We start from the raw sequence: 21,355 nt of genomic DNA on the forward strand, positions 1-21,355 counted from the left end.
CATGCTCAAGCCGACTTACCTTGCACTGCTGACCGGCGCCGTGCTCGGACTAGCTCCACCGGCGCATGCGCAATCATGGCCGACGCGGCCCATCACCGTCGTGGTATCGCAGGCCGCCGGCAACAGCCCGGACGTGCTGTGCCGCATCATCGTCGACAAAATCGGCCGGGCGCTCGGGCAGCAATTCGTCGTCGAAAACCGCACCGGCGCCGCCAATCTGGTCGGCACCCAGACCGTCGCGCGCGCCGCGCCGGATGGCTACACATTCCTGTTCGCCACTTCGGCCGCGCTGGTGACCAATCCCTACACCTTCAAGAAGCTGCCTTACGATCCGATCAAGGATTTCGTGCCGGTGGCGATGGTGGCGCGCAGCAACCATGTGCTGCTGGTCAATCCCGACGTCAAGGCCAACACCCTGGCGGAGCTGATCGCGCTGGAGAAAGCCACCCCGGGCTCGCTGACCATGGCGATCGACGGCACGCGCAACATCTCCGGCCTGATCGCACAATCCATCAACAAGCAGGCCGGAACCGGTTTCGTGCTGGTGCCCTACAACACCAACACCAATGCCGTGCAGGACATCGTCACCGGGCGCATTCAGGTCACGATCCAGTCCGCCTCGGTGGCCGAGCCTTTCATCGCATCCAAATCGCTGCGCCCGCTGGCCGTCGCCGGCAGCGCGCGGATCGCCTCGCTGCCGGACGTGCCGGCCATTGCAGAAACCTTGCAGAGCGTCGACCTGCAGGGCTGGTTCATGTTCATGGCGCCGGCCGGCACACCGCCGGAGATCGTCCAGAAACTCAGTGCCGAAGTCGCACGCGCCATCAACTCACCGGAAGTTCAGGAGCGCGCGCCCACCCTCGGCTTCGACCTCCGCGTCGGCGATGCGGTGACGCCCGGCGGGGCCAAAAAATTCCTGGACGCCGAGCTGGCCAGTACCGGCAAGGCCATCCAGAGTCTCGGCATCCAGCCGGAGTAAGCCGCACTTGGCGGGATCGGATGTGCCAGCACGCGGTGCAGCCGATCCCGCTCCAGCGATTGGGGCGTACCTCGCTTGCGGGCAGACATGGCGCAGCGTGAGGCGGATCGGCTTTCCAGGGAAGCGGCGTCGCGCGGCTGAGCCCGATCAGCGCGGCGCGATGTCGCCCTGCGCCCAGCCGGCACGGGTGCGTTCGCGAAATTCGGCGAAAGTGCCTTCCGCGATCGCCGCGCGGATGCCCTGCATCAGGCTTTGATAGTAGGCGATGTTGATTTCCGACAGCAGCATCGCGCCTAGCGTTTCGCCGGAGCGCACCAGATGGTGGATGTAGGCGCGCGAATAATCCCGCGTCGCCGGCCACGGGCTTTCCTCGTCGAGCGGACGGGGATCGTCGATGTGCCGGGCGTTGCGCATGTTGAGCTGGCCGTGGCGGGTGAAGGCCATGCCGTGGCGGCCGTTGCGGGTCGGCATCACGCAGTCGAACATGTCGACGCCGCGCGCCACCGCCTCCAGCATGTCGTCCGGCGTGCCGACGCCCATCAGATAGCGCGGGCGGTCGCTTGGCAGGATCGGCACCACCTCCTCGATCATCGCCAGCATGACGTCCTGCGGCTCGCCAACCGCAAGGCCGCCGATCGCGTAACCGTGGAAGCCGATGTCGACCAGACCCTGCGCGCTTGAGCGGCGCAGCGCCGGCACGTCGCCGCCCTGGCCGATGCCGAACAGCATGTAGCCATCGGGCGCACTCTCGAAGGCGCGCTTGCAACGCTCGGCCCAGCGCAACGACAGCTGCATGGCGCGGTCGATGTCGGCGTGCTCGGCCGGCAGCCGCACGCATTCGTCGAGCTGCATCGCGATGTCGGAATTCAGCAGCCGCTGGATCTCTATGGCGCGCTCCGGCGTGAGCTCAAACTTGGCGCCGTCGATATGCGAGCGGAAGGTGACGCCCTGCTCCGTGACTTTTCGCAATTGCGCCAGCGACATCACCTGGAAGCCGCCGGAATCGGTCAGCATCGGTCCGTTCCAGGTGGTGAACTTTTGCAGGCCGCCAAGCGCCGCGATCCGCTCCGCACCAGGCCGCAGCATCAAATGATAGGTATTCCCCAGCACGATGTCGGCGCCGGCGTCGCGCACTTCGCGCCAGTGCAGTCCCTTCATGGCGCCGAGCGTGCCGACCGGCATGAAGGCCGGCGTGCGAACCTCGCCATGCGGCGTGGTCAGTTTGCCGAGGCGTGCGGGGCCATCGGTACCTAACAGTTCGAAATGATTGGCAACGGTCATGAGGAGCGTTTATCCGGAAACAGCAGGCTGGCGTCGCCATAGGAATAGAACCGATAGCCCGACGCGATGGCGTGTGCATAGGCCTTCGTCATGGTTTCGAAGCCGGCGAAGGCCGAGACCAGCATGAACAGCGTCGATTTCGGCAGATGAAAATTGGTCAGCAGCAGGTCCACGGCGCGAAACCGGTAGCCCGGCGTGATGAAGATCGCGGTGTCGTCGGCAAACGGATGGATCACGTTGTCCTCGGTCGCCGCACTCTCCAGCAGCCGTAGCGAGGTGGTGCCGACCGCGACGACACGGCCGCCGGCCGCGCGCGCGGCGTTCAGCGCATCCGCGGTCTCGCGCGAGATCGTGCCCCACTCCGAATGCATCTTGTGTTCGGCGGTGTCGTCGACCTTGACCGGCAGGAAGGTGCCGGCACCGACATGCAGTGTCACCCGGTGCAGCCCGACGCCGCGTGCCTTGAGGGCCGCCTCCAGCGCCGGGGTGAAATGCAAGCCGGCGGTCGGCGCCGCCACCGCGCCGTCCTTCGTCGCGAACATGGTTTGGTAATCTTCGGTATCGCGCGCGTCCGGCGTGCGGCGGGCGGCGATATAGGGCGGCAGCGGCGGCGCGCCCAGTTCGGCGATCGCCTGATCGAGCGCCGGGCCGTGGAACACGAAGGCCAGCGTGACCTCGCCGGCGTCGCCCTTGGCCTCGACCACGGCATCGAGATGGCCGAGCAGGCAGACGCGACCCTCGCTGCCGAAGCGGATGGTGTCACCGGGCACGAGCCGCTTGGCGGGCTTCACCAGCGCCTGCCAGCGCGCGCCGTCGAGCCGCTTGATCAGCGTGGCGTCGATCTTCGTCTCCGGCTCGCGGCCGATGCGGCGGCCGGCGAGCTGGGCGGAAATCACCTTGGTATCATTGACCACGAGCTGGTCGCCGGGCCGCAGCCAGTCCGGCAGGTCGGCGACGGTGTGGTCGTGCAATTCAGCGCCCGGCTGCACCACCAGCAGCCGCGCTGAATCGCGCGGGCTGGCGGGGCGCAGCGCGATGTTTTCGGGCGGCAGATGGAAATCGAAAAGGTCGGTGCGCATGGCGCTGTCGCGGTTCCTAAAACGTGGATGCCCGGCACATCTAGCGAAGCAGCGCTTCGCGCGATGGCCGGGCATGACGTCGTCTGATGGTTGCGAGGGTTACGCCGCGGCGTCCGCGGCCATGTGGGCCTTGATGATCTTGTCGGGATTCTGCACCGGCTCGCCGCGCTTGATCTTATCGACATTCTCCATGCCCTCGGTGACCTTGCCCCACACCGTGTACTGCTTGTTGAGGAACGAGGCGTCGTCGAAGCAGATGAAGAACTGGCTGTCGCCGGAATCCGGGCTCGCGGCGCGAGCCATCGACAGCGTGCCGCGGACGTGCGGCTCATTGTTGAATTCGGCCTTCAGCTTCTGGCCGGAGCCGCCGGTGCCGGTGCCCTGCGGGCAGCCGGTCTGCGCCATGAAGCCTTCGATGACGCGGTGGAACACGATGCCGTCATAGAAGCCTTCGCGCACCAGCTCCTTGATTCGGGCGACATGGCCGGGTGCCAGGTCGGGGCGCATCTCGATGGTAACATTGCCCTGGGTGGTTTCGAGGATCAGCGTGTTTTCGGTAGCAGCCATGGTGAATCTCTTTCGTTAGACGGAAGGTTGGAGGCGGCGAAGCATCGCCGGTTACTTGATGTCGGAGGCGACCTGGACCTTGATCATCTTGTCGGGATCGGTGACGGCGCCGCTCTGCGAGCCGGCCGGGGCCTTCTTGATCTTGTCGACGACGTCCATGCCGGACACGACTTCGCCGACCACGGTGTATTTGCCGTTCAGGCCGGGGTTCTCGCCGAGCATGATGAAGAACTGCGAATTCGCCGAATCTTCCGAGGCGCTGCGGGCCATGCCGACGATGCCGCGCTTGTAGGGGGTCGGCGAGAACTCGGCCTTCAGGTTCGGATATTTCGAGCCGCCGGTGCCGTTGAAATTCTGGCCGTCGCCGGTCTGCGCCATGAAGCCGTCCATCACGCGATGGAACGGCACGTTGTTGTAGTAGCCTTCGCGGGCGAGCTGTTTCATGCGCTCGGCATGCTTCGGCGCCAGATCGGCACGCAGCTTGAACACGATACGGCCCTTGGTGGTATCGATGACGATGGCATTGGCCTTGTCGAGGCCGGCGGGCAGCGGCGCGGTCGCGGCGGGCGCCTGGGCCAGAGCGGGCGCGGCGACAAGCAGCGCCGCAGCAAATGCGAGAATGCGGATCATGGGAACTCCGGATCAGAGAAAGCCGGTCAACCGGCAGTGGACTTCAGGCAAACTTGGTTTTTCAGCGAACTTGAAATCAAGCGAACTTTGATTTCAAGCTCTTGGCAACCGCCGGCGGCACGAAGGCCGAGACGTCGCCGCCCATCGCTGCGATTTGCCGCACCAGTGTGGCGGTGATCGGGCGGACACCGACGGACGCCGGAAGAAATACCGTCTGCACCGACGGCATCATCGTCTCGTTCATGCCGGCAATCTGCATCTCGTAATCGAGGTCGGTGCCGTCGCGCAGGCCGCGGATCAGGATGGTGGCGCCTGCCCGCTCGGCCGCGGTGATGGTGAGGTTGTCGTAAGTGGTGCAATCGAACGCGCAACCGCTAGCGGAGGCGATCGGCGCGAACACGTTCTCGACCATCGCCAGCCGCTCTTCCGTGGTGAACAACGGCTTCTTGCCGGGGTGCACGCCAATCGCGACGATCAGGCGATCGCACAGGCCGACGGCATGGCGGACCACGTCGAGATGGCCGTTGGTGACGGGGTCGAAGGAGCCGGGATAGAGCGCGATACGGGGCATGGCTTCGTCTACCGCGCCTGGCTTAAAGCCGCAAGCCGGGTTGGTTCCCGCGAAATCGTCCATCACCCCGGTGTTTATTTTCAGCACTGAATCGAACCGGAGCGGGGGTCACCGCGTCTATTCCGGGAGATCGCGACGACGCTGAAAACACTGGACTTTCCGAGCCCATGTGTCGTCGCCGAGAAATGAACGACACACAGGGGGATGGGATGAAACCCGATTGTGTGGCGACGACAACTTCCTGAAACCGGCCCTGATTATTCAGGCAGGACAGGGAAAAAACACCGGGCCTCAGGGCCCATCCGACAGGGGACCGTCATGATCAAAGCTATTTCCGCCATTGCCGTTGCAGCTTTCATCGCCGCCGCTCTCACCGTTCTCCCGGGTTTCGCCCCGAAGGTCGAGGCGTCCGTGCCGGTGGCCCTGGCGAAGGGCGACCGCCTCGACATCAAGCCGGTTGGCCGCAGCTGCTCCGAGCAAGCCTGGCCGAACTTCGAGGCCTCCTGCCTGCGCCGCGCCGAAACCCGGACCGCCAAGATCCGCGAAGCCCGCCTCGTCACCGCCGAGCGCAAGTAACCTTCGCACCGCAACATCCCATCAAAAAGCCCCCGGTTTCGCCGGGGGCTTTTTGATTCCTGGGTAGGTCACTGCCCCCTCCCCGTCATTGCGAGGAGCGAAGCGACGCGGCAATCCAGAAGGCGGCAAGCAAAGACTGGATTGCTTCGTCGCAAGGGCTCCTCGCAATGACGGGGAGAGGCCTCAGCCCTCGGCCACCGGGGCGCCGTTGCCGGCTTCCGGATCTTCCACCTCGGCGGCCTCGCCGATGTGCTCGACCGACACCACCAGCTCGTCGTCCGCGGTGTTGAACACCGTGACGCCTTGGGTGGAGCGGCCGACGATGCGGATGCCGCCAACCGGGCAGCGGATCAACTGGCCCTTGTTGGTCACCAGCATGATCTGGTCGTCGTCCTCGACCGGGAACGAGGCCACCAGCTTGCCGTTGCGGCCGTTTACCGCCATGGCGACGATGCCCTTGCCGCCGCGCCCCGTGGTCCGGTACTCGAACGACGACGAGCGCTTGCCGTAGCCGTTTTCGGTGATCGTCAGCACGAATTGCTCCGACGCCGACATCTCGACATAACGCTGCTCGCCGAGCTCGATCGCCGCCGTCGCCTCCTCCGACTCGGCCGCCGTGGCGGCAGCCTCTTCCTCGACCACGCCGCGTTCGTCATTGCCGCCGCGGCGCACCGCATTGGCGCGGCGCAGATAGGCGGCGCGTTCCTCTGAATTGGCATCGAGATGCCGCAGGATGGTGAGCGAGATGAGCTTGTCGTTGGCCGGCAGCGAGATGCCTCGCACGCCCATCGACGAGCGGCCCTGGAATACGCGCACGTCGGTAACCGGGAAGCGGATGCACTGGCCGCCCGCGGCGGTCAGCAGCACGTCGTCGTGCTCGGTGGCGATCTGCACGTCGACGATCTCCTCGCCCTCGTCCAGCTTCATCGCGATGATGCCGGAGCGACGGACATCGACGAAGTCCGACAGCTTGTTGCGCCGCACATTGCCGCCGGTGGTGGCGAACATCACGTCGAGCGTTTCCCAGGTCGCCTCGTCCTCGGGCAGCGGCATGATGGTGGTGATGCGCTCGCCCTGCTCCAGCGGCAGGATGTTGATCAGCGCCTTGCCGCGGCCGTTCGGCGGCGCTATCGGCAGCCGCCAGACCTTCTCCTTATAGACTTGGCCGCGCGACGTGAAGAACAACACTGGCGTATGCGTCGAGGCGACGAACAGCCGCGCGACAAAATCCTCGTCCCGCGTCGCCATGCCGGAACGTCCCTTGCCGCCGCGGCGCTGCGCGCGGTAGGTCGAGAGCGGCACGCGCTTGACGTAGCCATGGTGCGACACCGTCACCACCATGTCCTCGCGCTGGATCAAATCCTCGTCCTCGACCTCGCCTTCCTGCTCGATGATCACGGTCTTGCGCGGCGTCGCGAATTCCGACTTAACCGCGGTGAGTTCGTCCTTGATGATGGTCTGGACGCGGGCGCGCGAGCGCAGGATTTCGAGATAGTCGGCGATCTCGACCGCGAGCTTGTCGAGCTCTTCGGAAATTTCCTCGCGGCCCAACGCCGTCAGGCGGGCCAGACGCAGGTCGAGAATGGCCTTCGCCTGCTCGAACGACAATCGCGCGGTGCCGTCTTCGGCGAGGCGATGGCGCGGATCGTCAATCAAAGTGATCATCGTGGCCACGTCCTGCGCCGGCCAGTGCCGCTCCATCAGGATGTCGCGCGCGGTCGCCGGATCCGGCGAGGTACGAATCACACGAATGACTTCGTCGATATTCGCCACCGCGATGGCGAGGCCGACAAGGATATGGGCGCGGTCGCGCGCCTTGTTGAGCAGGAATTTGGTGCGCCGGGTGACCACGGTCTCGCGGAACGCGACGAATATCCGCAAGAGATCCTGCAGGTTCATCAGCAGCGGGCGACCATTGTCGAGCGCCACCATGTTGCAGCCGAAATTGGTCTGCAACGGGGTGAACTTGTAGAGCTGGTTCAGCACCACGTCGGCGACGACGTCGCGCTTCAGCTCGATCACCACGCGGAAACCATCACGGTCGGATTCGTCGCGCAGGTCGGAGATGCCCTCGATCTTCTTGTCGCGCACCAGTTCGGCGATACGCTCGACCATGGTGGCCTTGTTCACCTGGTAGGGGATTTCCGAGATGATGATCGCTTCGCGGTCTTTTCGCGCGGGCTCGATCGAAACCTTGCCGCGCATCACGACGGAGCCGCGGCCGGTGAGGTAAGCTTGGCGGATGCCGGAGCGGCCGAGGATGATGCCGCCGGTCGGGAAGTCCGGGCCGGGAATGATCTTGTTGAGGTCGTCGATGGTCAGCGAGGGGTCGTCGATCAGCGCGATGCAGGCGTCGATGACTTCGCCGAGATTGTGCGGCGGGATGTTGGTGGCCATGCCGACGGCGATACCGCCGCCGCCATTCACCAGCAGGTTGGGAAACTTGGCGGGCAGCACGCGCGGTTCGCGAAACGAGCCGTCGTAGTTGTCCTGGTAGTCGACCGTGTCCTTGTCGAGATCGTCGAGCAGCGACTGCGCGATCTTGGTCAGGCGCGATTCCGTGTATCGCATCGCGGCGGCGGCATCGCCGTCGACCGAACCGAAATTGCCCTGGCCGTCGATCAACGGCACCCGCATCGAGAAGGTCTGCGCCATGCGGACCATCGCGTCATAGACCGACTGGTCGCCATGCGGATGATACTTACCGATGACGTCGCCGACGGTACGCGCCGACTTGCGGTACGGCTTGTTCCATTCGAAGCCGTTCTCGTACATCGCGTACAGGATGCGGCGATGCACGGGCTTGAGGCCGTCGCGCGCATCGGGCAACGCGCGCGCCACGATCACGCTCATCGCGTAATCGAGATACGAGCGTTTCATCTCGTCGAGAATGGAAACGGGACGGATATCCGAGGGCGCCGGCGGCTCCCCGGGTTTCTTGTCGTCTGTGTCGGCCAAGGATGATTTCCGGTGAGATTCTGCTGGGAATCATATAGCGCATCAACGCCCGGCAAGCCACCCCCGTGCGCTCCCCGCAGCTGGATTTTAGCCTCGCTTTTCCAACCACTTAGAGCCGGATATCGCGGCTTGCCGCGGACCTGCCGATCGGCCATCGCGGGACCCGCGAATCGGCCCGCGGCCGGGCTTCGCCTTGGCTATGGCCCGAACACCACCGCATGCATGATCCGCCCCGGCACCAGCGTGAACGCGCCGGCGATCACCAGCGCGCCGGTGAAAATCGAAATCATCGTCCAGCGATGCGCGTCGACCTTGTGCCGGCGCGCGTACCAGACACCGAGCGGGGCCGTCACCAGCACCACGATCGACAATAAATGGATCGGCCCGAAGCTGCGCCAGAGCCGGAAGCTATGGCCCTGGATCCACAGCGCGCTGATCGCCACGGTCAGCATCAGCGCGACCCAGATCCAGCCCAGCGTGCGATGCGGCAGCCTGCCCTTCGGGGCTGCCAGCAGCACCACGCCAAGCACGAAGGCCGCCAAAGCCGCCAAGGCGTGCAGCGGGACCGGGCGGACGGCATCGAGCAGCGGATCGATCGACATGGGAACTCCGGAAAACGAAATCGATGTAAATACTATTTACATCGATGGTTCCATCGTCAAGCCCGGCGTTCCGCCTGATGTGTAGCCCGGATCACAATCCGGGGCCCACCAACGGACTGCTCGATATTCAACCGGATGGATGGGCCGGCCCCGGATTGTCATCCGGGCTACGAAAAACACCGGCGCCTCGCAGCGCCGGTGTCTCGAATGCTGAACTGATAATCGCGATCAGAACGGGATATCGTCGTCCATGTCGCTGCCGCGACCACCGCCGCCGCCACCGCCGGCCGGCGAGCTCGCCGCGACGCGGCGCGGCTGCGACGGGCTGCTGGCGCCGAAGCTGCCGCCGTCGTCGCCGCCATAGCTGTCACCGCCGCCGCCCGCGCCTGCCCCGCCGCCGGCGCGGCCGTCCAGCATCGTCAGCGTCGAGTTGAAGCCCTGCAGCACGATCTCGGTCGAGTACTTCTCGACGCCCTGCGGATCGGTCCACTTCCGGGTCTGCAGCGCGCCTTCGATATACACCTTGGCGCCCTTCTTGAGATACTGCTCGGCGACCTTGGCGAGACCCTCGCTGAAGATCACCACGCGGTGCCACTCGGTCTTTTCCTTGCGTTCGCCGCTCGCCTTGTCGCGCCAGGTGTCGGACGTAGCGATGGTGAGATTGACGACCGGGTTGCCGTTCTGCATCCGGCGCACTTCCGGGTCCTTGCCCAGATTACCGACCAGAATCACCTTGTTTACGCTGCCCGCCATACCGCTCTCCTGAACTCACACTGAAATTGCTGTTGCGCTATCGCGCCAGCCACAAGGCCGGTCCGCAACCGCTGCGGCATCATCCTATACGGTCCGGCATCCCGACAGGTCGCCGATCCCCGACTTATCCCCGGCGATCGGCGCCACTATGTTCTATTTTTGTTCTTAAGCCAAGGCCGTACTATCAAAACGCCCGGCTTGACTTATGGATATTCGCGCACCGCAGCGACTTCTGACATTTCGGACAGCAGTATTGACGTAACACCTCACTGCAGTGCGAAGAAAAATGCGAAATAGTTCATTAACTTAGAAGCCGCGCCATTTCCGCGGCGACTGTGGCTTTGCGGTGACGGACAGCGCTGCAACTCTAAGGTACAAAGTTCGCGATGGAGTCGAATACGGCGCTCGCGCCTTGGGGATCGCTTCGGGGGAACGAAGCGACATGAACAGGAGAATTTGAAATGAAAAAACTTTTCCTCGCCACCGTCGCACTGGCTGCCTTGGGCACAGCGACTTCTGCTTCCGCCGCCGACCTCGCCCGGCGGACCTATACCAAAGCGCCGCCGATGATCGCCGCGGTCTATGACTGGTCGGGTTTCTACATCGGCGGTAACGGCGGCTACGGCTCGGCCAGCAAGTGCTGGGATTTCATCCCGTCGACCGTTGCGGGCGTTCCGACCGGCGCGGCTAACGTCGGCGAAGGCTGTCACGACGCCGACGGCGGCACCGCGGGCGGCCAGATCGGCTACCGTTGGCAGAACGCTTCCTGGGTCTACGGCCTGGAAGCCCAGGGCAACTGGGCTGACTTCAAGGGCAGAAATGTCAGCACCCCGTTCCCGCTGATCGCGAACCGCTCCAAGATCGATGCCTTCGGGCTGTTCACCGGTCAGATCGGCTATGCCTGGAACAACACGCTGCTGTACGTGAAGGGCGGCGCCGCCGTGGTCAATGAGGAGTACTCCTCGGTCAACGCCGCAACGGGATTGCTGTTGGCGACGGCCAGCAGCAACACCCGCTGGGGCGGCGTGATCGGCGTCGGGCTGGAATATGGCTTCACCCCGAACTGGTCGTTCGCGGTGGCCTATGACCACATCTTCCTCGATGGCCGCGATGCCCGCTTCACCACCCCGGCTGGCGTCTTCTACGCCAACGACCGGATCAGCGGCGATGTCGATCTTGTCACCGCCCGCATCAACTACCGCTGGGGCGGCCCCGCCGTCGGCCGCTACTGAGCCAACCGCAGTTTCGATACGAAGGCCGGCTCTCGAGCCGGCCTTTCTGTTTGCGGGGACGCGGTCGTCCTGCCCACCCCTGCAACCCGATCGCCAACAATCCGTTGATGATTTTCGCCGGGCACTGGAAATCTCCCCTCGTTCTTCCTATGTTCCGAAGTCAGTCAATTGGCGTTTGATCCCGGCATGCCCGGCGATACCAGCCCGGATTCGGCGCGCCTGATGCGCCGGGGATTTGTCATGGACGAGATCATCAAGGCCAAGCGGCAGCCGGTCGGCTCGGCGCTGCGCAACATTACCATCCGCGGCGCGCGCGAGCACAATCTGAAGAACGTCGATCTCGAGATCCCGCGCGACAAGCTGGTGGTGTTCACCGGCCTGTCCGGCTCCGGCAAGTCCTCGCTGGCTTTTGACACGATCTATGCCGAGGGCCAGCGCCGCTACGTCGAATCGCTGTCTGCCTATGCCCGCCAGTTCCTGGAAATGATGCAGAAGCCGGACGTCGACCAGATCGACGGCCTGTCGCCCGCCATTTCCATCGAGCAGAAGACCACCTCGAAAAATCCGCGCTCGACGGTCGGCACCGTCACCGAGATCTACGACTATATGCGCCTGCTCTGGGCGCGGGTCGGCGTGCCCTACTCGCCGGCCACCGGCCTGCCGATCGAGAGCCAGACCGTGTCGATGATGGTCGACCGTGTGCTGGCGCTGCCGGAAGGCACACGGCTCTATCTGCTGGCGCCGGTGGTGCGCGGCCGCAAGGGCGAATATCGCAAGGAGATGGCGGAATACCTCAAGAAGGGATTCCAGCGCATCAAGATCGACGGCAGCTTTCATGAACTGGCCGAGGCCCCGGTGCTCGACAAGAAATTTCCGCACGACATCGACGTCGTCGTCGATCGGATCGTGGTGCGCCCGGATATCGGCCAGCGCCTCGCCGAGAGCTTCGAGACCGCGCTGAAACTGGCCGAAGGTCTGGCCGTGATCGAATATGCCGACGCGCCGCCGTCCGCGCCTGTCGAAGACAACAAGAAGGCCGACAAGAAGGTCGCCAAGATCCACGACAAGACCGGCGCCGAGCGCATCCTGTTTTCGGAGAAATTCGCCTGCCCCGTCTCGGGCTTCACCATCCCCGAGATCGAACCGCGGCTGTTCTCGTTCAACAACCCCTACGGCGCCTGCCCGAAATGCGGCGGCCTCGGCGTCGAGCAGACCATCGATGCCGAGCTGGTGATCCCCGACAAGGACCTGACGCTACGCAAGGGCGCGATCGCGCCATGGGCGAAGTCATCGTCGCCCTATTACATCCAGACCCTGACGGCGCTCGGCAAGTTCTACAAGTTCACGCTCGACACCAAGTGGAAAGATCTGCCGAAGAAGACGCAGAACGCCATCCTGCATGGTTCCGGCGACGACGAGATCAAGTTCTCCTACGAGGACGGCGTGCGCGCCTACGACACCAAGAAGCCGTTCGAGGGCGTCGTCACCAATATCGATCGCCGCTTCCGCGAGACCGAAAGCGAATGGGCGCGCGAAGAGCTCGGCAAGTATTTTTCCGACGTGCCGTGCGACGCCTGCTCGGGCTACCGGCTGAAGCCGGAGGCGCTCTCCGTCAAGATCGGCGGCAAGCATGTCGGCGAGATCTCGGAAATGTCGGTGCGCAAGGCCGGCGAATGGTTCGCCACCGTACCCACCATGCTCAACAAGCAGCAGAACGAGATCGCGCTGCGCATCCTGAAGGAGATCCGCGAGCGCCTTTCCTTCCTGCTCGACGTCGGCCTCAACTATCTGACACTGGCGCGCGCCTCCGGCACGCTGTCGGGCGGCGAAAGCCAGCGCATTCGCCTCGCGTCGCAGATCGGCTCCGGCCTCACCGGCGTGCTCTACGTGCTGGATGAGCCCTCGATCGGCCTGCACCAGCGCGACAATGCGCGGCTGCTCGATACGCTGCGCCGGCTGCGCGACCTCGGCAACACCGTGATCGTGGTCGAGCATGACGAGGACGCCGTGCTCGCCGCCGACTACGTCGTCGACGTCGGCCCGGGCGCCGGCACGCATGGCGGCCATATCGTGGCGCAGGGCACGCCGAAGCAGGTGATGGCCAATCCGAATTCGCTGACCGGAAAATATCTCACCGGCGAGATGTCGGTGCCGGTGCCGGTGCGCCGGCCGCCGAACCATCGCCGCACCATCAAGGTGATCAACGCCCGCGGCAACAATCTGAAGAACGTCTCGGCGGAGATCCCGCTGGGGCTGTTCACCGCCGTCACCGGCGTCTCCGGCGGCGGCAAGTCGACGCTGCTGATCGACACGCTCTACAAGGCGATCGCGCGAAAACTCAACAATGCCAGCGAGGGCGCCGCCCCGCACGACCGCATCGAGGGGCTCGAGCACATCGACAAGATCATCGAGATCGACCAGTCGCCGATCGGCCGCACGCCGCGCTCCAACCCCGCGACCTATACCGGCGCCTTCACGCCGATCCGCGAATGGTTCGCCGGCCTGCCGGAATCCAAGGCGCGCGGCTACGAGGCCGGTCGCTTCTCGTTCAACGTCAAGGGCGGCCGCTGCGAGGCCTGCCAGGGCGACGGCGTCATCAAGATCGAGATGCACTTCCTGCCCGACGTCTACGTCACCTGCGACACCTGCAAGGGCAAGCGCTACAACCGCGAAACCCTCGAAGTGCTGTTCAAGAACAAGTCGATCGCCGACGTGCTCGACATGACCGTCGAAGAAGCCGCCGACTTCTTCAAGGCCGTGCCGCGCGTCCGCGAAACTTTTAAAACATTGCAGCGCGTCGGGCTCGACTACATCCACGTCGGCCAGCAGGCCACGACTTTGTCCGGCGGCGAGGCGCAGCGCGTCAAGCTGGCCAAGGAACTATCCAAGCGCGCCACCGGCCGCACGCTGTACATCCTGGATGAGCCGACTACCGGCCTGCACTTCCACGACGTCGCGAAGCTTCTCGAAGTGCTGCACGAGCTGGTCTCGCAGGGCAACACGGTGGTGGTGATCGAGCACAATCTCGAAGTCATCAAGACCGCGGACTGGGTGATCGACCTCGGCCCCGAAGGCGGCGACGGCGGCGGCGAAATCGTCGCCTGGGGCCCGCCCGAAGACATCGTCAAAGCGCCGCGCAGCCACACCGGCACCTACCTCAAGCCGGTGCTGGCCAAGGCGGCCAAGCCGAAGAAGCGGAAGGTGGACGAGGCGGCGGAGTGAGGGGGAAATGCTTACAACGTTGAAACAGGTTGCCTATAATTTGCAGCAAGCGTAGCCCGCATGAGCGCAGCGACATGCGGGAGTTTCTGGCCTCGGACTTCCCCGCATATCGCTAAGCTCACGCGGGCTACTCGCATTGTTACAGCCTGAGCCGGCCTCTCACTGCTGAGCATTTTGCCTATGGATAGACTTCGGAGCGGAATCCGCCGAATTTTTCGAGAGCTTTGGTCGATTACGAAGTGGATCGGTTCGTCGGTTCTTTTGGGTGATTTGCGTTTATGGCGCATGGCAATTAGCGAAGCCGCATGTTTGTGGCCCGAGCGAGACGGCTCTTATCTGCCTCTGAACCGCCCCGGGTTGATCGGAGGCTCCAACTTCTGAGAGGATGGAGCCATGACAAGCAAGACGACAAACAAGTTTTCACCCGAGGTCCGGGCCCGTGCGGTTCGGATGGTTCTGGATCACGCAAGCCCGTAGGGCAGATTAGGCGAAGCCGTAATCCGCCATCATCAGCGGCGGATTACGGCTTCGCCTAATCCGCCCTACGCAAGCGGCTTTGGCCGACGCGCTGCAAACGCCAGGACAGCGTCGATATCCTCTGCTTCGAGATAGGGGTAGTCGAGCAGGATGTCATCGCGGGACTGCCCGGCGGACAACAGATGCAGCACGTCCGAAACAGTGATGCGCAGACCTCTGATACACGAACGGCCATGCATCAGGTCGGGATCAGTTGTAATTCTTGTCAAAAGCTCTGACATGGCCCACCCTAGATATGCATAGCGGATTGCGGGCGGACTGTCAGCATAACGGCCCGGCCCCGTCCAGATTGGCAAGGTCCAATGGATCGAGAAACGCGGAAACACACGGAGCTCATTCACGAAGGCAAGTATGCGGCCGAAGTGGAAATCGAATTCCATTACAGCGACGAGAGCTGGTCGCCAACGATGTCCGCCAATGACGCGAAGAAGCTGGATGCAGTTCGTTCGGCCCTGCGTCGAAACGACATCCCCGAAGCTGCAAAATATGCTCGTCTGTTTGAGCTGAAGCCGATCTCGGCATAGGGTCAACGTGCACGATGCCCGCACAAATACATTGACGTTATTCTTATATAGGATTATAAGCCGATCGTCTTGTTCGCGAGGGGGCGCTGTCATGAGGCGTCTTGGTAGCGGAGCAGGATGCGGTGTCCCGCGCGTGTGCCTCGCAAGCACGCCCCGGGAGGCTGGAGGTCACCGTCCGGGCCCACTACGGGGCTCTGCCGCTCTTTGTCGGCTGGACGTGGGATAGGAGAACGGCGGGAAACCGCCTGGAACCAAGTCCCCGGAAGCACGGTCCCCCGGCCCAAAATCACCGCGGTGGCGCGCTGACAGGCGCCGCGGTTCGTCGTGAGGCGGATCGCGCCCCATCCACCACCCCGCGCCTGTCGGCGCGCTGCCTCCCCTCGTGGGTTCAAGGGGGGAAACTGCCGCACACCTCGGGCGCCTGGCGTCGCGAGAACGCGAGCGGCTGGCTGTTTGACAGTTGAAGAGGAAATTCGTGCGACGCGAGCGCGCGCAGATCTGGCGCGACACGTCAGCGAGCGACTAACCTGTACGCCCCCGTGCAGGCGCTCCGCACCACCAGCCCAACGCGCATTCCTCCTAAGTGATCAACCCCTTCCCGCATTGCGGTAGATCACGTTGGCCTCTCCCCTTCTCCGCTAGACCATCGGCATCCATGGCCGTGACTGATCCGGGGATTCCCGTCTCGAACGCGACCGTTCTGCGCTTTCGAGGATCCGATGCAAAGTCTCAAGCTTCCCAAGCTCATGCCCTCCGCCGTGGTGCTTGCGGTGACGCTGCTGATCTGGTTCGTCATTCCGGTGCCGGCCGGCGTCTCGCCCAATGCCTGGCACCTGCTGGCGCTGTTCGTCGGCACCATTGTCGCCATCATAGGCAAGGCGATGCCGCTCGGCGCGCTGTCGATCCTGGCCATCGCGCTGGTCGCAATCACCGGCGTCACCAATCCCGGCAAGCCGGTAGCCGCCCTGGCCGACGCGCTGTCGGGCTTCGCCAATCCGCTGATCTGGCTGATCGTGATCGCGGTGATGGTGGCGCTGGCCGTCACCAAGACCGGGCTCGGCCGCCGCATCGGCTTCTATTTCGTCATGCTGCTCGGCAAGAAGACGCTCGGCGTCGCCTATGGTCTGGTCGCCTCAGAACTGGTGATCGCGCCGGTCACGCCGTCCAACACCGCGCGCGGCGGCGCCATCATCCATCCGATCATGCGCTCGATCGCCGACAGCTTCGGCTCCAGCCCCGAGAAGGGCACGGAGAAAACGATCGGCCGCTATCTGGCGCTGGTCAATTACAACGCCAATCCGATCTCGTCGGCGATGTTCATCACCGCCACCGCGCCGAACCCGCTCTGCGTCGCGCTGATCGCGCAGGCCACCGGCTCCGCTGTCTCGATCACCTGGAGCCAGTGGGCGCTCGCCGCGCTGCTGCCCTGCCTGGTGATGATGCTGGTGATGCCGATCGTGCTGTTCTATCTCTATCCGCCGGAGATCAAGGAGACGCCGGCCGCGCGCACGATGGCGCGCGCCGAACTCGACAAGCTCGGCCCGATGCAGACGCCGGAGATCGTCACGCTCGGCGTGCTGGTCCTGATGCTTGCGGTGTGGGCCGGCGTGCCCGCCTGGCTGCTCGGCCCCGGCTTCGGCCTCGATCCCACCACCACGGCCTTTGCCGGCCTCGCGATCCTGCTGATCACCGGCGTGCTGGAATGGGAAGACATTCTGAAGGCGAAGAGCGCCTGGGACACGCTGGTGTGGTTCGCCGCGTTGGTGATGATGGCGACCTTCCTCGGCAAGCTCGGCCTGACCACCTGGTTCTCGGTGTCGATCCAGGGCGGCATCACCCGTATGGGGCTGGACTGGAAGGCCTCGGCCGCGATCCTCGTGATCGTCTATTTCTACGCGCATTACTTCTTCGCCAGCACCACGGCGCATGTCACGGCGATGTTCGCCGCCTTCTTCGCCGCCGGCATCGCGCTGGGCGCGCCGCCCTTGCTGCTCGGCCTGCTGCTGTCGTTCTCGTCCTCGCTGAACATGTCGCTGACGCATTACGCCACCGGCACCGCGCCGATCATCTTCGGCTCCGGCTATGTCACCCTCAACGAATGGTGGATCGCTGGCTGGGTGATGAGCGTGGTCAACCTCACCATCCTGGTGCTGGTCGGCGGCGTCTGGTGGAAGCTGCTCGGCTATATGTGAGCGCCTGCTTCCCTCCGCCGAGCGCAGCGTAGCTGCGCGCGGTGGAGGGAAGAAACGCATCCGCCTACCTCAATCCCGTGCCGTGACAACGCTGGCACTTCAGCACCTTGTCGCCCTTCTTCAGCAGGCCCTTGCCCTCGCAATTCTTGCACTTCTGCTTCTTCTTGGTGTTGGGGCCTTTTTGATTGGGCGCGTTGCTCATGGCGAAATCCAGACAGGTGCGGGCACAAGCCCTGAAATGAAAACGCGCCGGTGGACCGGCGCGCGATGCGGCATCCTAGCATGGCCGGGTGGCGCGCGGGCAATCTTGTAAAGTCCGGCCGGTATTCCGATCTCTAAGGGACGGACATACCGCCTTCACGTTACCTGCTCCAAGGAATACAGCATGACCGACGCCCTCGCCGCCAACGTCCGCTACGACAAGGCCCGCTCGCGCTTCGAACTCGAGATTGATGGCGCGGTCGCTTTTGCGGATTATCGCCTGGCCGGCGACCGTGTCGTCATCACCCACACCGAGACGCCGCCGTCGCTGCGCGGCCGCGGCATTGCTTCAGAGCTGGTCAAGGGCGCGCTGGTGCTGATCCGCGCGGACGGCTTCAAGGTGGTCGCCGGCTGTTCGTTCGTAGTGGATTATCTTGAGCAGCATCCGGAAGTTTCGGATCTGGTGGGCTGATTTGTCATTCCGGGGCGCGAGGGCACCGCCCGAGCGAACCCGGAATCCCGATATGAGAGCGTGCTGAACAGTTCGAGGTTCCGGGTTCGCTCGCGCTGATGCGCTCGCGCCCCGGAACGACAGTGTTTTTCACACGATCTTGATCGACATGTCCGGCAGGCCCTGCAGCTTGCACAGCAACACGTCGCCTTTCACGACGGGCCCGACATTCTCCGGCGTGCCGGAATAGATGATGTCGCCGGCCTTCAGCTCGAAGGCTTCGGACAGTTTGGCGATCTGCTCGGCGACGCTCCAGATCATCTTGTCGAGGTCGGAATTCTGCTTCACCGTGCCGTTGACCGAAAGCGAGATCGCGCCCTTGGCGAAGTGGCCGGTCTTGCTCACCGAATGGATCGGCCCCAGCACCGCGGCGTGGTCGAAACTCTTGCCGATCTCCCACGGCTTCTTCTCGTCGCCCATCGCGCGCTGCAGGTCGCGGCGGGTCATGTCTAGGCCGAGCGCGTAGCCATAGACATGATCGAGCGCCTTCTCGACGGGAATGTTGGTGCCGCCGGATTTCAGCGCCGCCACCAGCTCGACTTCGTAATGATAGTTCTTGGTCAACGAGGGATAGGGATGATCGGCGACCTCACCGACCTTGACGTTCTGGATGGCGTCGGTGGGCTTCTGGAAGAAGAACGGCGGCTCGCGCGTCGGGTCCGATCCCATCTCGCGCGAATGCGCTGCATAGTTGCGGCCGATGCAATAGATCCGGCGCACCGGAAACACGTCGCTCTCCCCGACGATCGGAATGGTGACGGCATCGACAGCAAAAATGCTTTTCGGCCCGGCCTGAGCGTGGGCGGATGAGCCTTGTGCGGCGGCAACACCCGCCAGTGCCAGCGTCCCGGTGGTCAGAATCGTCCTGCGGTCGATGCGGTCCATGGTCGTCCTCCGTATTTTTATGGCTTGATGGTTCCTATCACGAAAAAGGCCCGCGCGAGCGCGGGCCTTTCGGCAATCGTGCAACCAGGCTTAGTGCTTGATATCAGCCGGCAGCTTGCCGCCATTGGCGGCAAGCTTGGCCATCATCTGCTTGTGCAGCCAGATGTTCATCGTCGCGGAATCATTGGTGTCCCCAGTGTAGCCGAGCTCCTTGGCGAGCTCCTTGCGCGCGGTGAGGCTGGAATCGATGTCGAGCGCCTTCATCAGGTCGACGATCGAGGTCTTCCATTCCAGCTTCTCACCCTTGGCGGCGACGGCCTTGTCGAGGATGGCGGCGACATCGACGCTGTCAGCCGACCCAGGTCCGGGCGCGGCGCCCGCAGGGGCCGAACCGGGAGCCGGCGCGGAGTTCGTGGCTGGCGTGGAGCCCGGCGTCGCGCTGGCACTGGTGCCGAAGATGGCGCCCATGATTTTTCCGAAAATGCTCATATTGTCGCTCCCAGTAGACTTAATGGACTAATTGAAGAACTTGCGTGGCGGATGGTTCCCGGCCGGTCGGCCAATCGCCGACCTGCAGTGATTTTAGCGCTACTATCGTCGCCTGCCAATGCGACGCCTGCGTTGCGTCGCTGTGACGGCAAGGTATTGCTGCAGCGCGGTCGGCCGCGCTCACTGAAGCGTGAGCGGCGTCGGCTGCAGATTGGCGTAGGCTTCCCGCACAGGTCGCGGCAAACCTTGCTCTCGCGTCTGGTTTGATCGTGACGAATCCGACAGCGGCCCCGCAACGAGGGCGCGCACAGGGAGTCACGTCATGGTCCAACCCTATCCCGGCAATGCCACCCAATATGCCCGACGCCACGCGGACGCCATCGGTCCCGCCATCCACCGCCTCACCTCGGCCGACCTGATCGACGCCCTGCGGCTCGGCTGGGAGGATTTCAAGGCGGTGCCCAGCCACGCCATCATGCTGTGCCTGATCTATCCGCTGGTCGGCCTGGTGCTGGCGCGCGCCGTGCTCGGCTATTCGATCCTGCCGCTGCTGTTTCCGCTCGCTGCCGGCTTTGCGCTGATCGGTCCGTTCGCCGCCCTCGGCCTCTACGAACTCAGCCGCCGCCGCGAGATCGGCGACACGCCCTCCGCCGGCCATGCGCTCGACGTGCTGCGCTCCCCCTCGTTCGGCGCCATGCTGGGCCTGGGCGCGATGTTGCTGGTGCTGTTCGTGACCTGGATCGCGACCGCGCAGGCGATCTATGTCGCGACCTTCGGCCATGCGCCGGCATCGGGGATCCCGGACTTCGTCTCGCAGGTGTTGACGACCCCGCAGGGCTGGACGCTGATCGCGCTCGGCTGCGGCACCGGCTTCCTGTTTGCGCTGGCGGCGCTGTGCGTCAGTGTCGTGTCGTTTCCGTTGATGCTCGATCGCCACGCCAGCGTTGCTGACGCCATCACCACGTCGCTACGCGCGGTGGCGGCCAATCCGGCGACGATGGCGATGTGGGGGATGATCGTCGCGGTGCTGCTGGTGCTGGGCTCGCTGCCGCTGTTCCTCGGGCTGGCGGTGGTGGTGCCGCTGCTCGGCCACGCCACCTGGCATCTGTACCGCAAGGTGGTCGAGCGAAATCCCGAGGCGCCGGTGATCCCGCCGCGCGTGAAGATCAAGCGTTCGGCGGCGGATTTCCCGGTGTCGCTGTTCCAGTGGCGCCGCGACGATAATTAGGTTTGGCCGCCTGGCAGATAAACTGAATTGAGAATCATTTTAAATTGACCATGTGAATTTCGCATATCTCATCGTAGCAGAGTTCCGATTTCGTTTGCCTTCCGCCGGCAACAGGAGGCGCCGCGCGCCCCAATTCGAAGCGGCGGCGCCGCCGGATTCGCGGCTCTTTCAACGACACGATCATTTAATCGACTAACTAACTCGGCTTTTCCAGCCGATGTTATTTTTTTGCGCAGCGAAGCGTCATACTCCGGGCACTGCGCCAATAGGTTAATCATCCCTTGCGCGAGCTATGCAACATACGCCTAGCTGCACCGCAACATTCCGACTGCTAAACA

20 protein-coding genes are annotated in these 21,355 nt (G+C 64.0%); 8 read left to right on the forward strand and 12 right to left on the reverse strand.

Going from position 1 to position 21,355, the window contains the following annotated elements:
• Position 1: 1 nt before the first annotated feature.
• Positions 2–979 (forward strand): Bug family tripartite tricarboxylate transporter substrate binding protein, encoded by a 978-nt coding sequence (locus FIU28_RS15210; protein WP_143574075.1) that lies wholly within the window; start codon positions 2–4, stop codon positions 977–979.
• Between the two features lie 147 nt (positions 980–1,126).
• On the opposite strand, the gene tgt is transcribed toward FIU28_RS15210, so the two are convergent.
• The 5 genes from tgt to coaD all read right to left on the reverse strand — a co-directional run bounded on the left by tgt (position 1,127) and on the right by coaD (position 5,107).
• Entirely contained in the window at positions 1,127–2,260 is a 1,134-nt protein-coding gene (gene tgt, locus FIU28_RS15215) for a tRNA guanosine(34) transglycosylase Tgt (RefSeq protein ID WP_143574076.1), read from the reverse strand.
• Positions 2,257–3,339 carry a tRNA preQ1(34) S-adenosylmethionine ribosyltransferase-isomerase QueA gene (gene queA / locus FIU28_RS15220; protein ID WP_143574077.1) on the reverse strand — a complete coding sequence of 361 codons (1,083 nt, stop codon included), beginning with the start codon at positions 3,337–3,339 and terminating at the stop codon, positions 2,257–2,259. Before queA ends, tgt begins: the two co-directional genes overlap by 4 nt.
• Positions 3,340–3,438: 99 nt before the next feature.
• Entirely contained in the window at positions 3,439–3,906 is a 468-nt protein-coding gene (locus FIU28_RS15225; protein WP_143574078.1) for a peptidylprolyl isomerase, read from the reverse strand.
• 51 nt (positions 3,907–3,957) lie between these two features.
• On the reverse strand, positions 3,958–4,536 hold the full coding sequence (locus FIU28_RS15230) for a peptidylprolyl isomerase (protein ID WP_143574079.1): 579 nt from the start codon (positions 4,534–4,536) through the stop codon (positions 3,958–3,960).
• A 76-nt stretch (positions 4,537–4,612) separates the two neighbouring features.
• Entirely contained in the window at positions 4,613–5,107 is a 495-nt protein-coding gene (coaD, locus tag FIU28_RS15235) for a pantetheine-phosphate adenylyltransferase (RefSeq protein ID WP_143574080.1), read from the reverse strand.
• Between the two features lie 318 nt (positions 5,108–5,425).
• Between coaD and FIU28_RS15240 the strand changes: the two genes are divergently transcribed.
• Positions 5,426–5,683: a hypothetical protein gene (locus FIU28_RS15240; RefSeq protein ID WP_143574081.1), complete on the forward strand. Its 258-nt coding sequence runs from the start codon at positions 5,426–5,428 to the stop codon at positions 5,681–5,683.
• 183 nt (positions 5,684–5,866) lie between these two features.
• Here the strand turns inward: FIU28_RS15240 and gyrA are convergent, their stop codons facing one another.
• The 3 genes from gyrA to FIU28_RS15255 form a co-directional block, all read right to left on the reverse strand.
• A complete protein-coding gene (gene gyrA / locus FIU28_RS15245; RefSeq protein WP_143574082.1) occupies positions 5,867–8,641 on the reverse strand; it encodes a DNA gyrase subunit A in 2,775 nt (924 codons plus the stop codon).
• A gap of 197 nt (positions 8,642–8,838) precedes the next feature.
• The gene (locus FIU28_RS15250) at positions 8,839–9,243 is read right to left on the reverse strand and encodes a DUF2306 domain-containing protein (RefSeq protein ID WP_143574083.1); all 405 of its coding nucleotides are present in this window, start codon (positions 9,241–9,243) and stop codon (positions 8,839–8,841) included.
• Between the two features lie 228 nt (positions 9,244–9,471).
• Positions 9,472–9,996 (reverse strand): single-stranded DNA-binding protein, encoded by a 525-nt coding sequence (locus tag FIU28_RS15255; RefSeq protein ID WP_143574084.1) that lies wholly within the window; start codon positions 9,994–9,996, stop codon positions 9,472–9,474.
• A 461-nt stretch (positions 9,997–10,457) separates the two neighbouring features.
• On the opposite strand from FIU28_RS15255, the gene FIU28_RS15260 reads away from it, so the two are divergent.
• Both FIU28_RS15260 and uvrA read left to right on the forward strand, forming a co-directional pair.
• The gene (locus tag FIU28_RS15260; RefSeq protein WP_143574085.1) at positions 10,458–11,228 is read left to right on the forward strand and encodes an outer membrane protein; all 771 of its coding nucleotides are present in this window, start codon (positions 10,458–10,460) and stop codon (positions 11,226–11,228) included.
• A 240-nt stretch (positions 11,229–11,468) separates the two neighbouring features.
• A complete protein-coding gene (uvrA, locus tag FIU28_RS15265; RefSeq protein WP_143576211.1) occupies positions 11,469–14,450 on the forward strand; it encodes an excinuclease ABC subunit UvrA in 2,982 nt (993 codons plus the stop codon).
• Between the two features lie 542 nt (positions 14,451–14,992).
• Here uvrA and FIU28_RS15270 read toward each other — a convergent pair.
• Entirely contained in the window at positions 14,993–15,208 is a 216-nt protein-coding gene (locus tag FIU28_RS15270; RefSeq protein ID WP_143574086.1) for a DUF433 domain-containing protein, read from the reverse strand.
• An 81-nt stretch (positions 15,209–15,289) separates the two neighbouring features.
• On the opposite strand from FIU28_RS15270, the gene FIU28_RS15275 reads away from it, so the two are divergent.
• Together FIU28_RS15275 and FIU28_RS15280 are read left to right on the forward strand one after the other, a co-directional pair.
• Positions 15,290–15,511, forward strand: coding sequence for a hypothetical protein (locus FIU28_RS15275; RefSeq protein WP_143574087.1), 222 nt, complete (start codon positions 15,290–15,292; stop codon positions 15,509–15,511).
• A 719-nt stretch (positions 15,512–16,230) separates the two neighbouring features.
• Entirely contained in the window at positions 16,231–17,703 is a 1,473-nt protein-coding gene (locus FIU28_RS15280) for a DASS family sodium-coupled anion symporter (RefSeq protein WP_143574088.1), read from the forward strand.
• Between the two features lie 64 nt (positions 17,704–17,767).
• On the opposite strand, the gene FIU28_RS26485 is transcribed toward FIU28_RS15280, so the two are convergent.
• The gene (locus tag FIU28_RS26485; RefSeq protein WP_168202959.1) at positions 17,768–17,905 is read right to left on the reverse strand and encodes a hypothetical protein; all 138 of its coding nucleotides are present in this window, start codon (positions 17,903–17,905) and stop codon (positions 17,768–17,770) included.
• Between the two features lie 183 nt (positions 17,906–18,088).
• Between FIU28_RS26485 and FIU28_RS15285 the strand changes: the two genes are divergently transcribed.
• Positions 18,089–18,376, forward strand: a complete 288-nt coding sequence (locus tag FIU28_RS15285) for a GNAT family N-acetyltransferase (RefSeq protein ID WP_143574089.1) — start codon at positions 18,089–18,091, stop codon at positions 18,374–18,376.
• A gap of 129 nt (positions 18,377–18,505) precedes the next feature.
• Here the strand turns inward: FIU28_RS15285 and FIU28_RS15290 are convergent, their stop codons facing one another.
• Positions 18,506–19,300, reverse strand: a complete 795-nt coding sequence (locus FIU28_RS15290; protein ID WP_143574090.1) for a fumarylacetoacetate hydrolase family protein — start codon at positions 19,298–19,300, stop codon at positions 18,506–18,508.
• 90 nt (positions 19,301–19,390) lie between these two features.
• A complete protein-coding gene (locus FIU28_RS15295; protein WP_143574091.1) occupies positions 19,391–19,789 on the reverse strand; it encodes a DUF3597 domain-containing protein in 399 nt (132 codons plus the stop codon).
• Positions 19,790–20,111: 322 nt separating this feature from the next.
• On the opposite strand from FIU28_RS15295, the gene FIU28_RS15300 reads away from it, so the two are divergent.
• Positions 20,112–21,017 (forward strand): DUF2189 domain-containing protein, encoded by a 906-nt coding sequence (locus FIU28_RS15300; RefSeq protein WP_143574092.1) that lies wholly within the window; start codon positions 20,112–20,114, stop codon positions 21,015–21,017.
• Positions 21,018–21,355 lie beyond the last annotated feature (338 nt).

It is taken from the genome of Tardiphaga sp. vice154, from assembly GCF_007018645.1.
Lineage (GTDB): Bacteria > Pseudomonadota > Alphaproteobacteria > Rhizobiales > Xanthobacteraceae > Tardiphaga.

Excerpts from the sequence above, each read along its gene's own strand:
- FIU28_RS15210 (WP_143574075.1), top strand. The coding sequence starts at position 2 with ATGCTCAAGCCGACTTACCTTGCACTGCTGACCGGCGCCGTGCTCGGA.
- tgt (WP_143574076.1), bottom strand. The coding sequence starts at position 2,260 with ATGACCGTTGCCAATCATTTCGAACTGTTAGGTACCGATGGCCCCGCA.
- queA (WP_143574077.1), bottom strand. The coding sequence starts at position 3,339 with ATGCGCACCGACCTTTTCGATTTCCATCTGCCGCCCGAAAACATCGCG.
- FIU28_RS15225 (WP_143574078.1), bottom strand. The coding sequence starts at position 3,906 with ATGGCTGCTACCGAAAACACGCTGATCCTCGAAACCACCCAGGGCAAT.
- FIU28_RS15230 (WP_143574079.1), bottom strand. The coding sequence starts at position 4,536 with ATGATCCGCATTCTCGCATTTGCTGCGGCGCTGCTTGTCGCCGCGCCC.
- coaD (WP_143574080.1), bottom strand. The coding sequence starts at position 5,107 with ATGCCCCGTATCGCGCTCTATCCCGGCTCCTTCGACCCCGTCACCAAC.
- FIU28_RS15240 (WP_143574081.1), top strand. The coding sequence starts at position 5,426 with ATGATCAAAGCTATTTCCGCCATTGCCGTTGCAGCTTTCATCGCCGCC.
- FIU28_RS15250 (WP_143574083.1), bottom strand. The coding sequence starts at position 9,243 with ATGTCGATCGATCCGCTGCTCGATGCCGTCCGCCCGGTCCCGCTGCAC.
- FIU28_RS15255 (WP_143574084.1), bottom strand. The coding sequence starts at position 9,996 with ATGGCGGGCAGCGTAAACAAGGTGATTCTGGTCGGTAATCTGGGCAAG.
- FIU28_RS15260 (WP_143574085.1), top strand. The coding sequence starts at position 10,458 with ATGAAAAAACTTTTCCTCGCCACCGTCGCACTGGCTGCCTTGGGCACA.
- uvrA (WP_143576211.1), top strand. The coding sequence starts at position 11,469 with ATGGACGAGATCATCAAGGCCAAGCGGCAGCCGGTCGGCTCGGCGCTG.
- FIU28_RS15270 (WP_143574086.1), bottom strand. The coding sequence starts at position 15,208 with ATGTCAGAGCTTTTGACAAGAATTACAACTGATCCCGACCTGATGCAT.
- FIU28_RS15275 (WP_143574087.1), top strand. The coding sequence starts at position 15,290 with ATGGATCGAGAAACGCGGAAACACACGGAGCTCATTCACGAAGGCAAG.
- FIU28_RS15280 (WP_143574088.1), top strand. The coding sequence starts at position 16,231 with ATGCAAAGTCTCAAGCTTCCCAAGCTCATGCCCTCCGCCGTGGTGCTT.
- FIU28_RS26485 (WP_168202959.1), bottom strand. The coding sequence starts at position 17,905 with ATGAGCAACGCGCCCAATCAAAAAGGCCCCAACACCAAGAAGAAGCAG.
- FIU28_RS15285 (WP_143574089.1), top strand. The coding sequence starts at position 18,089 with ATGACCGACGCCCTCGCCGCCAACGTCCGCTACGACAAGGCCCGCTCG.
- FIU28_RS15290 (WP_143574090.1), bottom strand. The coding sequence starts at position 19,300 with ATGGACCGCATCGACCGCAGGACGATTCTGACCACCGGGACGCTGGCA.
- FIU28_RS15295 (WP_143574091.1), bottom strand. The coding sequence starts at position 19,789 with ATGAGCATTTTCGGAAAAATCATGGGCGCCATCTTCGGCACCAGTGCC.
- FIU28_RS15300 (WP_143574092.1), top strand. The coding sequence starts at position 20,112 with ATGGTCCAACCCTATCCCGGCAATGCCACCCAATATGCCCGACGCCAC.